This is a genomic window from Rhodoplanes sp. Z2-YC6860 (assembly GCF_001579845.1).
GTDB lineage: Bacteria > Pseudomonadota > Alphaproteobacteria > Rhizobiales > Xanthobacteraceae > Z2-YC6860.
Genome location: NZ_CP007440.1, coordinates 6,622,596 through 6,637,726, shown reverse-complemented (window position 1 = coordinate 6,637,726; position 15,131 = coordinate 6,622,596). Strand labels below are relative to the sequence as shown.

The 15,131-nt window shown below is 64.7% G+C and carries 14 protein-coding genes and 1 other RNA gene; 10 read left to right on the top strand and 5 right to left on the bottom strand.

Going from position 1 to position 15,131, the window contains the following annotated elements; all coding sequences use genetic code 11:
• Positions 1-10: 10 nt before the first annotated feature.
• Positions 11-3,544, top strand: coding sequence for an AsmA family protein (locus tag RHPLAN_RS31005; protein WP_068026674.1), 3,534 nt, complete (start codon positions 11-13; stop codon positions 3,542-3,544).
• Here the strand turns inward: RHPLAN_RS31005 and RHPLAN_RS31000 are convergent.
• The 5 genes from RHPLAN_RS31000 to ssrA form a co-directional block, all read right to left on the bottom strand.
• Entirely contained in the window at positions 3,524-3,820 is a 297-nt protein-coding gene (locus tag RHPLAN_RS31000) for a ribbon-helix-helix domain-containing protein (protein WP_068026671.1), read from the bottom strand. The genes RHPLAN_RS31005 and RHPLAN_RS31000 overlap by 21 nt on opposite strands.
• Positions 3,817-4,260 carry a DUF4169 family protein gene (locus RHPLAN_RS40670; RefSeq protein ID WP_237179948.1) on the bottom strand — a complete coding sequence of 148 codons (444 nt, stop codon included), beginning with the start codon at positions 4,258-4,260 and terminating at the stop codon, positions 3,817-3,819. The genes RHPLAN_RS31000 and RHPLAN_RS40670 overlap by 4 nt, the downstream gene beginning before the upstream one ends.
• Before the next feature lie 105 nt (positions 4,261-4,365).
• Positions 4,366-5,802, bottom strand: coding sequence for a class II fumarate hydratase (gene fumC / locus RHPLAN_RS30990; protein ID WP_068026665.1), 1,437 nt, complete (start codon positions 5,800-5,802; stop codon positions 4,366-4,368).
• A gap of 12 nt (positions 5,803-5,814) precedes the next feature.
• Positions 5,815-6,366, bottom strand: a complete 552-nt coding sequence (locus RHPLAN_RS30985) for an SspB family protein (RefSeq protein WP_068026662.1) — start codon at positions 6,364-6,366, stop codon at positions 5,815-5,817.
• Positions 6,367-6,514: 148 nt separating this feature from the next.
• Positions 6,515-6,870, bottom strand: a transfer-messenger RNA (tmRNA) gene (ssrA, locus tag RHPLAN_RS30980).
• A 78-nt stretch (positions 6,871-6,948) separates the two neighbouring features.
• Between ssrA and RHPLAN_RS30975 the strand changes: the two genes are divergently transcribed.
• From RHPLAN_RS30975 to hflC, 9 genes are all read left to right on the top strand, one after another.
• Positions 6,949-7,500, top strand: a complete 552-nt coding sequence (locus RHPLAN_RS30975) for a chromate transporter (RefSeq protein ID WP_198164577.1) — start codon at positions 6,949-6,951, stop codon at positions 7,498-7,500.
• Positions 7,497-8,033, top strand: a complete 537-nt coding sequence (locus tag RHPLAN_RS30970; RefSeq protein ID WP_068032108.1) for a chromate transporter — start codon at positions 7,497-7,499, stop codon at positions 8,031-8,033. The genes RHPLAN_RS30975 and RHPLAN_RS30970 overlap by 4 nt, the downstream gene beginning before the upstream one ends.
• Before the next feature lie 224 nt (positions 8,034-8,257).
• The gene (locus RHPLAN_RS30965) at positions 8,258-8,791 is read left to right on the top strand and encodes a tripartite tricarboxylate transporter TctB family protein (protein WP_237179947.1); all 534 of its coding nucleotides are present in this window, start codon (positions 8,258-8,260) and stop codon (positions 8,789-8,791) included.
• A gap of 15 nt (positions 8,792-8,806) precedes the next feature.
• Positions 8,807-10,309, top strand: a complete 1,503-nt coding sequence (locus tag RHPLAN_RS30960) for a tripartite tricarboxylate transporter permease (protein ID WP_068026653.1) — start codon at positions 8,807-8,809, stop codon at positions 10,307-10,309.
• 135 nt (positions 10,310-10,444) lie between these two features.
• Complete coding sequence (locus tag RHPLAN_RS30955; RefSeq protein WP_068026649.1) at positions 10,445-11,431, top strand: tripartite tricarboxylate transporter substrate binding protein BugD; 987 nt, start codon at positions 10,445-10,447, stop codon at positions 11,429-11,431.
• Between the two features lie 188 nt (positions 11,432-11,619).
• On the top strand, positions 11,620-12,414 hold the full coding sequence (locus tag RHPLAN_RS30950) for a thymidylate synthase (protein WP_068026646.1): 795 nt from the start codon (positions 11,620-11,622) through the stop codon (positions 12,412-12,414).
• Positions 12,411-12,938: a dihydrofolate reductase gene (locus RHPLAN_RS30945; protein ID WP_068026643.1), complete on the top strand. Its 528-nt coding sequence runs from the start codon at positions 12,411-12,413 to the stop codon at positions 12,936-12,938. The genes RHPLAN_RS30950 and RHPLAN_RS30945 overlap by 4 nt, the downstream gene beginning before the upstream one ends.
• Positions 12,939-13,079: 141 nt before the next feature.
• A complete protein-coding gene (gene hflK, locus RHPLAN_RS30940) occupies positions 13,080-14,210 on the top strand; it encodes an FtsH protease activity modulator HflK (RefSeq protein WP_068026640.1) in 1,131 nt (376 codons plus the stop codon).
• On the top strand, positions 14,207-15,127 hold the full coding sequence (hflC, locus tag RHPLAN_RS30935; protein WP_068026637.1) for a protease modulator HflC: 921 nt from the start codon (positions 14,207-14,209) through the stop codon (positions 15,125-15,127). Before hflK ends, hflC begins: the two co-directional genes overlap by 4 nt.
• Positions 15,128-15,131: the final 4 nt, after the last annotated feature.

Below are 15,131 nucleotides of genomic sequence, written 5' to 3'. Positions count from 1 at the left end.
GGGAGCATTCGTGCAGACGACGCTGTTGAGCATTGCGATCGCCTTGATCCTGGCGCTGCTTGCCGCGCTGATCGGCCCGCATGTCATCAATTGGAACGACCACCGCGCCTTCTTCGAGGCCGAGGCGAGCCGGCTGGTCGGGCTGAAGGTCAGGGTCAGCGGCGACGTCGACGCCAAGCTCTTGCCGTTTCCGGCCGTGACGCTCAGCGGCATCACCATCGGGCCGGCGGGCGAAACGAGCCGAATGCAGGCGGGATCGCTGCGGATCGAGCTGGCGCTCGGCCCCCTGATGCGCGGCGAGCTGCGCGCCACCGACATGAATCTCGTCGCGCCGCAGTTCAGCGTCGGTCTCGATGCGCAAGGCCAGATCGACTGGCCGCCGCTCGCGCTCTCGACCGAGACGCTGTCGATCGACCGCCTGACCGTCGAGAACGGCAAGATCGGTCTGATCGATGCGATCAGCGGCACGCGGCTGACGCTCGATCAGGTGCGGTTCTCCGGCGAGGTGCGTTCGCTGACCGGTCCGTTCCGCGGCAGCGGCGACTTCGTCTCCAACGGCTCGCTCTATGGCTATGAGCTCTCGGCCGGAAAAAGCGCCCCCGAGGGCACGCGGGTGCACGTCAGCCTGAAGACCGACGAGCGGCCGCTGAATGTCGACGCCGACGGCACGCTGGCTTTCGACGGCGGCTCGCCGCGCTTCGACGGCACGTTGACGCTGTTGCGGCCTGCCGCCGCGGTCATGGCCGACGGCAAGGCGCTGGCGAACGAGCCCTGGCGGCTTTCCAGCAAGGTGAAGGCCTCGACCGCGTCGGCCAAACTCGAAGAGGTGTCCTTTCAATACGGGCCGGACGAGCGCGCCGTGACGCTCGCGGGCGCGGCGGACTTCACGTTCGGCCAGTATCCGCAGATGAAGGGCACGCTCGCGGCCCGCCAAGTCGATCTCGACCGGCTGCTCGCAAGGACCGATGCGTCAAGAGCCGATGCATCGAAGACCGGTGGCTCAAGACAGCTGCCGCTTGCGGCGGCGCGGGCCTTCGGCGAGATGCTCGGCGGTGCGCTGCGGCCGTCCTGGCCGGTGCAGCTTGCCGTCAAGGTCGACGCCATGACGGTCGGCGGCGGCACCGTGCAGAGCGTCGGCACCGAGCTGCGCTCCGACGGCAACATCTGGACGGTCGACAAGCTTGAATTCCGCGCGCCGGGCTTCACCCACATCAAGGTCGACGGCCGCCTGTTCGCGCTGGGCAAGGGCCTGGGCTTCGTCGGTGGCGCGGCGATCGACTCGCAGGATCCCCGCAATCTGCTGACCTGGCTCACCGGCAGCGCCGCCACGCAGGCATCGATCAAGCCTTGGCACGCTATCGGTGATGTCACGCTGAACCCGAGCCGCATCGCCATCGAGCGGCTGCAGACCCAGGTCGACCGCGGCACTGTCCAAGGCGACGTCTCCTACACGTGGCCGGTGGATGACAAGCCGGCCCGCCTCGACGCCGATCTGCGCATCACCGAGCTCGATCTCGACGCGCTGCTGGGTGTCGGCGGCACGGCGCTGTCCGGACTGGGATTGGAGCGTCCGGGTCAGGCCAAGTTCGCGGTCGAAGCCGAGCGCGCCAGGTTTGCCGGTGTCGATGCCAAGAATCTCTCGGCACGGTTTACGCTGGACGGCGGCGGCCTTGCGATCGATCGCGTCTCTGTCGGCGACTTCGGCGATATGAGCGTGGTTGCCACCGGCCGGCTGCAGACGCAGGCTTCGCCGGGCGGCAGCATCACGGTCTATCTCGATGCGCGCGAACTCAACGGCCTGATCGCGCTAGCGGACAAATATGCGCCGGTGTTCGCCGAGCCGCTGCGGCGGTTGGCGTTGCGGCAGAAGACCGCGACCTTGCGCGCCGAACTCAGCTTGGCGAGCGCGTCGAATGCGACCACCGGCAAGGTGGAGGTGACGGGTCAATTGGGCGCCGTGCGCGCCACTGTTTCGGCGGTCGCATCGGGCAAGCCTGAGGCGTTTTCGGTGGCCGATCTCGGCGCGCTCAACGGCACCGATGTGCGGATCGACAGCCGGCTCGAGAGCGACGAGTCCGGCGCGTTGCTGGCGATGCTCGGGCTTGACCGCGTGATCGCTGCAGAGCCGCGGCCGGCGCGCCTGACGGTCGCGGCGAGCGGACCGCTCGGGCGCGATCTGCGGCTCGAGAGCAAGCTCGAAGCCGGTCCCATCGACGTCGGCGGCATCGGCGTCATCCGCCGCGCCGCCAACCAGCCGACCGCGATCACGCTCGATCAGTTCTCCGGCACGGTCGGCAGCAGCAAGGTGCAGGGCCGTCTGGCGTTGCGCACCGGCGAGGACGCCCGTCTCGACGGCACGGTCGAGGCCGACACGATCGAGACGCCGGCCGTGGTCGCGGCCGCTGTCGGCATGTCGGCGGGCAAGAACTCGAGTGCGCAAGGCTGGTCGACCGAGCCATTCGTCTGGAACGCATTCGGGCTTGCTGGCCGCATCGAATTCAAGTCGCAACGCGCGACGCTCGTGCCGGGCGCGGTCGCGCAGCAGCTTCGCGGCGTGGCGCGCTTCAGTCCGGCCGAGATCGTGTTCGAAGATATCGGCGGCGAGATGGGCAACGGCCGGCTGGAAGGCCGGCTCGCCATGACTAACGGCAGCGAAGGTCTTTCGGCGCGCGTGCGCGTTGCGCTGACCGACGCCGATCCGGGCGTGTTGTTTTCGAAGGCATCAGGTTCGGCGCTCTCCGGCGCGGCGCCATCGGGCTCGGCGCTCTCGGGCAAGCTCATGGCGCAGACCGAGCTCGAAGGCTCCGGCCGGAGCCCTGCGGCGTTCATGGGCTCGCTGACCGGCTTCGGCAATCTGATCCTGGAGAAGGCGCAGCTCGGTGGACTCAATCCGGGGGTGTTCGGCGGTGTCACGCGCGCGATCGAGCTCGGCGTTCCGCTTCAGGGCAATCGCACCCGCGAGTTCGTCACCGGGCTGCTCGACAGCGCGCCGCTGCAGGTCGCGCGCGCGTCTGCGTCGGTCAACATCAGTGCCGGCCAGGCCCGGCTGAGCGACATCAACATCCAGGCCACCGGCGCCGATGTTCAGGCCAGCGCCAGCTACGACTTCGCCGATGCTGCGGTCGATGCGCGGCTGACGCTCAACGGCGCCGCTGCCTCGCCGGGCGCGCAACGCCCGGCGGTGCTGATTGCTTTGAAGGGCGCACTGCCGTCACCCCAGCGCACGATCGACGTCAGCCTGCTGACCAGCTGGCTCACGCTGCGCGCCGTCGAACAGCAGTCGCGGCAACTCGATGCGATGGAGCGCGCCGCGCGTGACGCGGCGATGCAGGGAAGTCCACCAGGAGCGGCGATTCAGGACCGTCCGGCTTCGGTGCCTGCTCAGAACGCACCGGGGATCACGCCCAACACGTCGGGCAATCCGTCTGGTGCACAGGCTCCTGCTTTGCCGCCCCCGATCGAAATCCCGGCTGCCAAGCCGCCGGTTGCGCCGCGTGCCGATGGCAACGCGGCGCCGCCGCGGTCACTCGGCGCGCAGAACTGACGCCGGCGTTTGAATCGCGATCAGCGGTTCGTGGGCAACGGCCGGCTCTTCGGCCCCTGCGCCGCCATTGCGATAGTGATCGAGTACAAACAGCCGAATAGCGGATGACAAATTTCCATGCCGACGATCGGTGTCGATCGACGACACCAGATCGGACAATGTCATGCTGCGTTCGTCGGCAATTTCCTTCAGGCCCTGCCAGAAGGCGTCCTCCAGACTGACGCTCGTCTTGTGGCCTGCGATCACGATGGAGCGCTTGATTACTGGCGACTTCATCGATGGTCTCCTTGTTCAATGCGATGCTGATCAAGTGTGTGACGGGCCGAGTCACGGTCCGCCGCCGCTTGGCTGCGCTCCGACTTGGATGCGCCGTGTGCAACGCGCTGCTCGGCGGCATGCTGTTCGGCTTTGCCGCGGTTGGCGCGCTTGCGTGCCAGCCGCAGATTGACGATTTCAGCCATGCCAAAGCTCAACGGTTGCGTTCCGCACGTAGTGTCCTTTGGAGATCCCCGCTGCAGTGCAGAATCCAGATCAATTGCGCCGATAAGGTGGCAAGGATTACCGCCCGGGCCGGAACAATGTGCGAAATCACACACTCCGGAACCATCATGAGCGTTGTTTTCTTTTTTTCCGAAGCGATTTGTGCCAGCCGCTGCAAACATCGCTGGTGCGCGGTAAAGCGCACCTTCGGCCTTTGCCACAATTTGAAATTTCATTGTTGGAAGAGGCGCCTCGCGCAAGAAACCGAAGATCAGCCGTAAACAAGCGGGCGCGGCACGTCGTTTCCGAATCGGAAGCGACGGCACGGCTCATGAAGCCGGTCAGCCGGAATGAGTCATGCGCTCGGGTCGGACCAGACTGTCGAATTCTGCGTCAGTGACAAAGCCCAGTCGCACCGCCTCCTCGCGCAGCGTCGTGCCGTTGGCATGCGCCGTCTTGGCGATCTTGGCTGCATTCTCGTAACCGATCTTCGGTGCCAGCGCGGTGACGAGCATCAGCGAGCGCTCCATCAATTCGCGAATGCGCGCCTCGTTGGCTCTGATGCCGATGACGCAGTTGTCCGTGAACGATCGCGCGGCATCCGCCAAAAGGAGGATGGATTGCAGCATGCAGTGCGCAAGCACCGGCTTGTAGACATTCAACTCGAAGTGGCCCTGGCTTGCCCCCGCCGTGATCGTGGTCTGATTGCCGAACACCTGGCAGCACACCATGGTGAGCGCCTCGGCCTGAGTCGGATTCACCTTGCCGGGCATGATCGAGGAGCCCGGCTCGTTCTCCGGCAGGATCAATTCGCCGATGCCCGAGCGCGGGCCCGAGCCGAGCAGGCGGATGTCGTTGGCGATCTTGAAAAGGTCGGTGGCGAGTGCACTCAGCGATCCGTGCGCGAAGGCATAAGCGCCGTGCGAGGCCAGCGCCTCGAACTTGTTGCGTGACGTGACGAACGGTAGCCTGGTGATGGCTGCGACCTTCTGCGCGAACAGCTTGGCAAATCGGGGATGCGCATTGAGACCGGTGCCGACCGCGGTGCCGCCCTGCGCCAATGGATAGAGTTGTTTCAGCGCCAGCCGGTTGCGGATGATGCCGCTGTGGACTTGCGACGCGTAGCCGGAGAACTCCTGGCCCAGCGTCAAAGGCGTTGCGTCCTGCGTATGAGTACGGCCGATCTTGACGATACGCGCGAACTCCTTGCTCTTGCGCTGCAGCGCGTCCTGCAGATGCGCCAGCGCCGGATCGAGCGTGCGCGCGATCTCTTCCGCCGCAGCAATGTGCATCGCGGTCGGGAACGAGTCGTTCGACGACTGACTCATGTTGACGTGATCGTTGGGATGCACCGGCGACTTCGCGCCGAGCTTGCCGCCGAGCATTTCATTGGCTCGGTTGGCGATCACCTCGTTGACATTCATGTTGGTCTGGGTGCCGGAGCCGGTCTGCCAGATGACGAGAGGGAAGTGATCGTCGAACTTGCCGTCGATCACCTCCTGTGCGGCGGCGACGATGGCGTCGGCGAGCCGCGGTTCCAGAAGCTTGAGCGAGCGGTTCACCTCGGCCGCGGCACGCTTGATGACGGCGAGCGCGCGGATCAGCGGCCGCGGCATATGCTCGGTGCCGATCTTGAAATTCTCGAGCGAGCGCTGAGTCTGCGCGCCCCAGTAGCGGTCAGCCGCGACTTCGATCGGTCCGAAGGTATCGCTCTCGGTCCGGGTCCGATTCTGCCGCGTCCGAGCCTGCTGACGCACCGTGGTCCGCAGCTTGGCCATTGTCCATGGCCGCTATTTCTTGCGGAAGCGGTCGAGCCGGACCACTTCGGCACCCGAATGTTCGGACGGTGCGTCCGAGCCACTCTCGGCGGACGCGTCGGGCGTCGAACCCGAGGCGTCGTTGCGGGGCGGCTCCGGCGCGCCGGTCGATTGCGGCGTCACCGTCCTGAGCGATTCGCCCGGCGCTGCGTCGTCTTCCTCGGTTTCCGCGAGCGTCTCGAATTGCAGTTTGAACTGCACAGAAGGGTCATCGAAGATTTTGATCGCTTCGAACGGAACGACCAGCTTTTCGGCAATGCCGCTGAACGACAGCCCGACCTCGAATGCATCGTCTGTGACCTTCATGCCCCAGAACTGGTGCTGAAGCACGACGCGCATTTCCTCGGGATACTGCTGGCGCAGGCGATCCGACAGCTGCACGCCTTCGGCGGTGGTGTCGAAGGTGATGAAGAAATGGTGGTCGCCGACCAGGCCGTTCTTGGCAGCATCGGTCAGCACATTGCGGACCATGCCACGAAGCGCGTCTTGAACGAGGATGTCGTAGCGAATGTGATCGACAGACATGAGGCGAACAATCTCTCCGGTGCAACGCGGGAGCGAACGTTCTGCCCCCGGCCGTCAGACGACACCCATCAATATAGGCAGAGTCGCGGGTTGGGGAGAGGCGGACCTGTGGGCAGAATGGGGTCCAGAAGGGGCAAAAGGAAAAGAAAGTGGAGGCTTCTGTTGCCAGGTGCCTCCGGACCCCGCCTAACGGAGCTTAACCCGTTAGGACTTTAAGTTCGGTGTTTCAAACCGCATTACGCGGCTTGAGCAACCGGAGCATAGTTGTCGTTGGCAACTATGGAATGGCCCGATAACGACGGAACCATAACGGGCAAAAGCGCGCTCTTTACACCCTCGTCGATCCTAGTTCGGCCCCGCCGAAACCCGTTCCCGCCGGGTTTGGGTGGAGCCGCCGGGTACTGCCCCCGGGTCCGAAAGGTTTATTGCAACGGCCGTTTATCGCCATATCCGGCTTGCGCCGGCGCACTGAATATAAGCCCAGAAGGTTGAGGAAAAAAGAGCGGAGGGTAGCGCCAGAAACCGATTGGTCGGCGCACGACGCTGGGGCTAGATGCGGCGGTCATGTCCGAGACTGCCAAAGTGGCGCCAGCGGCGCCCATTCCCACCCGCACGGAACTGTTCCTCGCCTTCGTCCAGATCACGCTATCCGGCTTCGGTGGCGCTTTGCCGTGGACCCGGCGGATGTTTGTCGAGGAAAAGCGCTGGCTGACTGCAGCCGAGTTCAACGAGCTCTATGCGCTGTGCCAGTTCCTGCCCGGTCCGAATATCGTCAACATGAGCGCGGTGTTCGGTTCCCGGATTCACGGGTTCTCCGGTGCGCTCGCATGTTGGGCGGGTTTCCTGCTGGTGCCATTCTGCGTGATGCTGGCCGCCGGTATCGCCTACGAGCAATACAGTGACGTGGAGGCGGTGCGCCGTTTCCTGGTCGGCATTGCGCCCGCCGCCGCCGGCATGCTGCTCGCGACGCTCGCGAAGATGGCGCTTCCGCTGTTCCGAACCCTGGGGCCTGCGCCCTTGGTGTTTGCCGCAATCGCCTTTGCCATTGGCATCATGCGCTGGCCCCTGCCGTGGGTGATGTTGGTCATGACGCCAGTCGGCATCGGTTTGACCTGGATGTGGGGGCGGCGATGAAGGCGGATGGCGGCGTACTGGTCACCCTCGGCATCCAATTCGCCATCATGGCGTTGCTGGCTGTCGGCGGCGCTAATGCGGTCGTGCCGGAAATGCACCGTCTGGCCGTCGAACAGCGGATGTGGATGAGCGAACGCGAGTTCGCCGACTTGTTCGCTATCGCACAAGCGGCGCCGGGCCCGAACGTGATGCTGGTTGCACTGATCGGCTATCATGTTGCAGGTGTCGCCGGATCACTGGTTGCAACAGTTGCCATGTGCGGACCGACCCCGATGCTCGCTCACTTTCTGAGCAATGCCTGGGATCGCTTCAAAGACAGGCCTTGGCGCATCGTTGTTCAGGCCGGACTCGTGCCTATTTCGGTCGGTCTTGTGGGCGCCAGCGCGATTGTCTTGACACGAGCGTCAGTTCACAGCTGGATTGCCGCGGCGATAACGGTCATAACAGCCGCCGTCGCGTATTGGACGCGTCTGAATCCGCTCTGGCTTATCGGGATAGCTGGCTTGGCTGGCTTGACGGGCTGGGTCGGATGAGGCGTTTCTTGAGCGCAATATCTTGAGGTTGCTTTTTCTTCCGGAAACCTGTCTGGTACTTCGGGGGAAATGCAGAAACTCAGTAGTTGAGGGGAGTGGGGTGAATGTCTGATGCAGCGTCATCAGGAAGTGGGTTACGTGTGGAGGAAGCTCGACGCCGTTACAATTTGATCGGCGGAGCTATCCTGACGGTCGCTGGATTGGGCCTCCTGGGCTCTTCGTTCTTGCTGCATAGTCCGGTTCCGCTGGCAGTGCGCGCGGGCATCATCGTCTTCATTGCAGTCGGCATCGCGATCTCCGCCGGGCTGCTGAAGGTTCAGAATCCTCAGGACGTCTATGGCGGAATGGCGCTGGTCTTCTTGGCGCTCGTGGCGTTCGTCGCCTCCAATGAACTGCCCGGCATGCGGGGCTTTGCGTTCGGTCCCGGCACTGCGCCGCGGCTGTTCGCTTTCGCTCTCGCTTTGCTTTCGGCTTTCGTGGTGGCCGGTGGCTTGCTGACGTCTGGACCCGATGTATCGAAGTACGCCTTCCGCGGTGTGATCTTCATCATCGGTTCGATCCTCACATTCGCGGCGACCATCCGGCCGCTGGGGCTCGTGGTTGCAAGCTTCGCCACCATGATCGTCTGCGCCGCAGCCGCGGAAGATGTGAAGTGGCGTGAATCGATTGCGGTCGCGGTGGTCGTCACTGCGTTCTGCGCGGTGCTGTTCCCTTACGGCTTGAACCTCCCGTTCCAGCTTTGGCCTCGGTTCTGGTGATCGGAGACAGCCACAATGCATGACCTTATTGGCAATCTCTGGCTCGGTATGACCGTAGCCGCGACGCCGACCAACATCTTCCTGTGTTTGATCGGCGCGCTCGTCGGCACCCTCATCGGCGTGCTTCCCGGCATCGGCTCGCTCGCCACCATTGCGATGCTTCTGCCGATCACTTTTGGCCTGCCGCCGGTCGGCGCGCTCATCATGCTCGCCGGCATCTATTACGGCGCGCAGTACGGTGGCTCGACCACCTCGATCCTGGTCAACATTCCCGGTGAGTCATCATCGGTCGTGACCTGTCTCGACGGCCACGAGATGGCCAAGGCCGGCCGTGCCGGACCGGCGCTCGCCATCGCTGCGATCGGCTCGTTCTTCGCCGGTTGCGTCGCGACGGTTCTGGTGGCTGCGCTCGGCGCACCGTTGACCAGCATCGCGCTGCTGTTCGGTCCCGCCGAATACTTCTCGCTGATGGTTCTCGGCCTGATCTTCGCCGTCGTGCTCGCCAAGGGCTCGGTGCTGAAGGCCCTGGCCATGATCCTGATGGGCCTGCTGTTGTCGATGATCGGCTCGGACCTCGAGACCGGCGCCGAGCGTATGACATGGGGCATCCCGGAACTGTCCGACGGCATCGGCTTCGTCGTGGTCGGCATGGGCATGTTCGGCTTTGGTGAGATCCTGCGCAACCTGGAGAACCCGGGCAGCCGCGATATCATTCAGAGCAAGGTGACGGGCCTGATGCCGACGCTGCCGGACCTCAAGGCGGCTGCGGGCGCCATCGGTCGCGGCACGGTCATCGGTTCGCTGCTGGGCATTCTGCCGGGCGGCGGCGCGATCATCGCGTCGTTTGCCGCCTACACCCTGGAGAAGAAGGTCTCCAAGAACCCTGAGCGGTTCGGTCGCGGTGCGATCGAAGGCGTGGCGGCGCCGGAAAGCGCCAACAACGCCGCCGCCCAGACGTCGTTCATCCCGCTGCTCACGCTCGGCATCCCGCCGAACCCCGTGATGGCGCTGATGGTCGGCGCCATGACGATCCACGGCATCGTCCCGGGCCCGCAGGTCATGACCAAGCAGCCAGAGCTGTTCTGGGGCATGATCTCCTCGATGTGGCTCGGCAACCTGATGCTGGTCGTCATCAACCTGCCGCTGGTCGGCGTGTGGGTGCGCCTGCTGCGCGTGCCGTATCGCCACCTGTTCCCGATGATCGTCATCTTCTGCTGTATCGGCGTGTACTCGCTCAACAATGCGCCGTTCGACGTGACGATGACCGCGATCTTCGGTGTCGTCGGCTACTGGCTGGTGAAGCATGACTTCGAGCCGGCGCCGATGATCCTGGGCTTCGTGCTCGGCCCGCTGATGGAGGAGAACCTCCGGCGCGCCATGCTGATCGCCCGCGGTGACGCGACGGTGTTCCTGACGCGGCCGATCTCGGCCACGCTGCTCGCGATCTCGGCTTTCATGCTGATCCTGGCGGTGCTGCCGGCGATCCGCGGCAAGCGCGACGAGGTCTTCACCGAGTAATCCGTCACGGCACAACCCTACTAAGGGCGTGCGACGAAAAGACCACCCCCGAGGGCGACCTCGGGGGTTTTCTCTTTCTGGGTGCGGTGAATAGATGCCGGTCAAGCATCGTCGATACCGCTTCGAGGGGCGTCCATGAATTCGTTTCGTTTCTCCGCCGGCCTTCTGGCCGGCGCCGTCGCGCTCGCGGCGGCAAGCCTGCCTGCCGCTGCGCAGAGCTATCCAAACCGTCCGGTGACCGTGATCGTGCCGTTTGCGGCCGGCGGTCCGACCGACGTGATCGCCCGCATCGTCACCGACCATATGGCGAAGTCGCTCGGCCAATCCTTCGTCATCGAGAACGTGGTCGGTGCCGGCGGCACCACCGGCATCACCCGCGCCAAGCGCGCCAAGAACGACGGCTACACCATCGCCATGGGCCATCTCGGCACGCATGCGGCGGCGCCGGCGCTGTATCCGAACCTCGCCTATGACCCGGTCGCGGACTTCGAGCCGGTCGGTCTTGCGGCCGGCACGCCGATCCTGATCCTCGCCAAAAAGGACTTCCCGGCGAAGGACCTCAAGGAGTTTGTCGCACACGTGAAGGCCAACGACGCCAAGCTCAACATGGCGCATGCCGGCGTGGGCTCTGTGTCCTTCACCACCTGCCTCCTGCTCAACCACATCCTCAAGGTGAAGCCGACCTCGATCCCGTACCAGGGCACGGGGCCTTCGATGAACGCGCTGGTGGGCGGACAGGTCGACTACATGTGCGACCAGATCGTCAATGCGGTGCCGCAGGTTCAGGGCGGCACCATCAAGGCCTACGCGATCGCCACCGACAAGCGCGATCCGTCGCTGCCGAACGTGCCGAGCACCAGGGAGGCCGGGCTGCCCGAATATCAGGCGTCGGCCTGGAACGCGCTGTTCGCGCCCAAGGACACGCCGAAGGAGATCGTCGCGAGCCTCTCGGCGGCGCTCGACAAGGCGCTCGATGATGACGTCACCCGAAAGCGGCTTCTGGAACTCGGCAGCGACATCCCGGGCAAGGAGCGGCGCGGCAGCGTGGCTCTCAACACGCTGGTGACGACCGAGATCGCCAAATGGACCCCGGTCATCAAGGCGGCGGGCGCCATCAACTGACCTGTTGAGACCGGGCACAAGCACCGTCAAAGCAGTGTTTAAGGGCGGCTTCGGCCGCCCTTTCGTTGTCGCGCGCCTATATAGAAGGCATGGCAGGCGCGGAGGACGGCTTCGCCGGGCCGGGCTCCGGCGTTACCCTGTCGCCAGACGGCGCTGAGTCGCCCCTACGCGGAACTCAAGGCGGATCGATGCGGCAATACCTCGAGCTGATGGAACACACCCTGGCCGATGGGGTCGAGAAGCGCGACCGCACCGGCACCGGCACCGTCTCGGTGTTCGGCCATCAGATGCGCTTCGATCTCAGCCAGGGCTTTCCGCTCGTCACCACCAAGAAGCTGCACGTGAAGTCGATCGTTCACGAGCTGCTGTGGTTTCTGGCCGGCGACACCAACATCAAATATCTGAACGACAACGGCGTCCGCATCTGGGACGAGTGGGCCGACGAGCGCGGCGACCTCGGCCCAGTCTACGGTCATCAGTGGCGCTCATGGCCGGCGCAGGACGGTCGCACGATCGATCAGATCAGCAATGTCGTCGACATGATCCGGCGCAGTCCGGATTCGCGGCGCCTGATCGTCACCGCGTGGAATCCCGCGGATGTCGACAAGATGGCGCTGCCGCCCTGCCATTGCCTGTTCCAGTTCTATGTCGCGAAGGGCCGGCTGTCGTGCCAGCTCTATCAGCGCTCCGCCGATATCTTCCTCGGCGTGCCGTTCAACATCGCGTCCTACGCGCTGCTCACCATGATGATGGCGCAGGTCACCGGATTGCAGCCGGGCGATTTCGTTCACACGTTCGGCGATGCGCATCTCTATCTCAATCACATCGAGCAGGCCCGCCTGCAGCTGTCGCGCGCACCGCGCGCGCTCCCTTTGATGCGGCTCAATCCAGCCATCAAGGACATCTTCGGCTTCCGCTACGAGGACTTCACCCTCGAGGGCTACGAGCCGCATCCGCACATCAAGGCCGAGGTGGCGGTGTGAGTGCGGCTCCGCCGCCCGCGATCGCCATCGTCCTGGTCGCAGCCGTCGCCGACAACGGCGTGATCGGCCGCGACAACGCGTTGCCGTTCCGGCAAAGCTCGGACCTCAAGCGCTTCAAGGCGCTCACCATGGGGCGCCCGCTGCTGATGGGCCGCAAGACCTTCGTGTCGATCGGCAAGCCGTTGCCGGGCCGTACCAACATCGTGGTCAGCCGCGATCCGGGCTTTGCGGCTGCCGGCATCATCGAGGCGGCTGATCTCGACTTCGCGATGGCGGCGGCCCGCGGGGACGCGCTCCGGCGCGGCGTTAACGAAATCGCCGTGGTGGGCGGCGCGGACATTTTCACGCGGCTGATGCCCCTTGCCGAACGGCTGGAGATCACCCACGTGCACGCCCGCCCGGAGGGCGACACGTTCTTTCCGCCCATCGATGCGTCACAGTGGCGCGCTGCGGCGAAAAGCGAGCTTCCAGCCGGGCCGCGGGACGAGGCACCTGCCACCTGCGTGACCTATGTGCGAGCTTGAATTTGCAGCCAAATCCCACGATCGGCTTACCTTGTCCGGCAATCCGCCGGCAGCGCGCGTTGTAAGCCGTTGAGGGCTCCCATATAAACTCCCACCAGCCAAAAGGACCGGCACCAGTGCCGGCTTCCGAGGAGAGATTTCATGCCGTGGAGCAATCAGGGCGGCGGGCCCTGGGGATCAGGAGGCGGTTCGAGGGGCCCTTGGGGCTCTGGGCCGCAATCGTCCGGGCCGACCCCGCCCGACCTTGAGGAACTGCTGCGCCGCAGTCAGGACAAGCTGAAAAACGTCCTGCCGGGCGGCAACCTCGGCGGCCGCGGCTTCATCGTCATCACGCTGGTCGCGGTCGCGCTCTGGTTTGCATCCGGTGTGTTCTTCGTTCAGCCGGACGAGATCGGCGTGGTGCTGCGCTTCGGCAAGGTGGTGCGCGAGGCACAGCCCGGTCCCAACTATCATCTGCCCTATCCGATCGAGGCAGTGCTGACGCCCAAGGCGCTTCAGGTCCGCAAGATCGACATCGGCATGCGGATCGTCGACGACCTGCGGCGTGGCACCACGGTGCGCGACGTGCCGGAGGAGAGCCTGATGCTCACCGGCGACGAGAACATCGTCGACGTCGACTTCTCGGTGCTGTGGCAGATCAAGCCGAAGGCGGTTGGCGATTATCTGTTCAACATCCAGAACCCCGAAGGCACCGTGAAAGCCGTGGCCGAAAGCGCGATGCGCGAAGTCATCGGCCGCTCTGAAATCCAGCCGGTGCTGACCGGCGCGCGGCAGGCGACGGAAACCGCCGTGCAGGAATTGATGCAGAAGACACTCGATCAATACAGTGCCGGCGTTCAGGTTCAGCAGGTGCAGATGCAGAAGATCGATCCGCCGCTTCAGGTGATCGACTCGTTCCGCGACGTGCAGGCCGCCCGCGCCGACCTCGAGCGCGCGCAGAACGAGGCTCAGACCTATGCCAACAAGGTCGTGCCCGAGGCGCGCGGCCGCGCCTCGAAGATTCTCCAGGATGCGGACGCCTACAAGTCGCAGACGGTTGCCGAAGCGACCGGTCAGACCGCCCGCTTCGACAAGATCTACGAGGAATACAAGAAGGCGCCCGACGTGACGCGCAAGCGCATGTATCTCGAGACCATGGAGCGCGTGCTCGGCGGGGCTGACAAAATCATTCTTGATACCAATGGTCAGTCCGGATCCGGTGTCGTGCCCTATCTGCCGTTGAACGAATTGCGCCGGCCGCAGGGCCAGCCGCAGAGTGGGGGCGCGCGATGAGACTTGGTGTAACCGGAGGCGTTATCCTCGTTCTCCTGCTCGTCGCGGCGGTGCTCGGCTATTCGTCGCTGTTCACCGTCTACCAGACCCAGCAAGCGATCGTGGTTCGGCTGGGCGAGCCGGTTCGGGTCGTGACCGAGCCGGGCCTCAACTACAAGATCCCGTTGTTCGACACGGTCATCAACATCGACAAGCGGATCCTCGACCTCGAAAACCCGGCGCAGGAGGTGATCGCCTCCGATCAGAAGCGGCTCGTGGTGGATGCCTTCGCGCGTTACCGCATCCAGAACCCACTCCGTTTCTATCAGACCGTCAATTCGGTCGCGGGCGCCAACTCGCAGCTCTCGATCCTGCTCAACGCCGCGCTGCGGCGCGTGCTCGGCGAAGCGACGCTGACGCATGTGGTGCGTGACGATCGCGCGGCGCTGATGGCGCGGGTGCGCGAACAGCTCGACCGGGAGGCGCGCAACTACGGCATCTCGGTCGTTGACGTTCGGATTCGCCGCGCCGATCTGCCGGAGCAGAACAGCCAAGCGGTGTACCAGCGCATGCAGACAGAGCGTCAGCGCGAAGCCGCCGAGTTCCGCGCCCAGGGCAGCCAGAAGTCGCAGGAGATCCGCTCCAAGGCCGATCGCGACGTCACCGTTCTCCTCGCCGAGGCGACCTCGAAGGCTGAACAGGCCCGCGGCGAGGGTGACGGGGAACGCAATCGCATCTTCGCCGAGGCGTTCGGCCAGGATCCGGATTTCTTCGCGTTCTACCGTTCGATGCAGGCTTACGAAGCCGGCCTGAAGCAGAACGACACGCGGATGGTGCTCCAGCCCGACTCGGAGTTCTTCCGCTATTTCGTCGATCCGTCCGGCAAGCGCGACGTCAATGGACAGGCGCCCAAGGCGCAACCCGCACCGGCGCGTTAGCGCC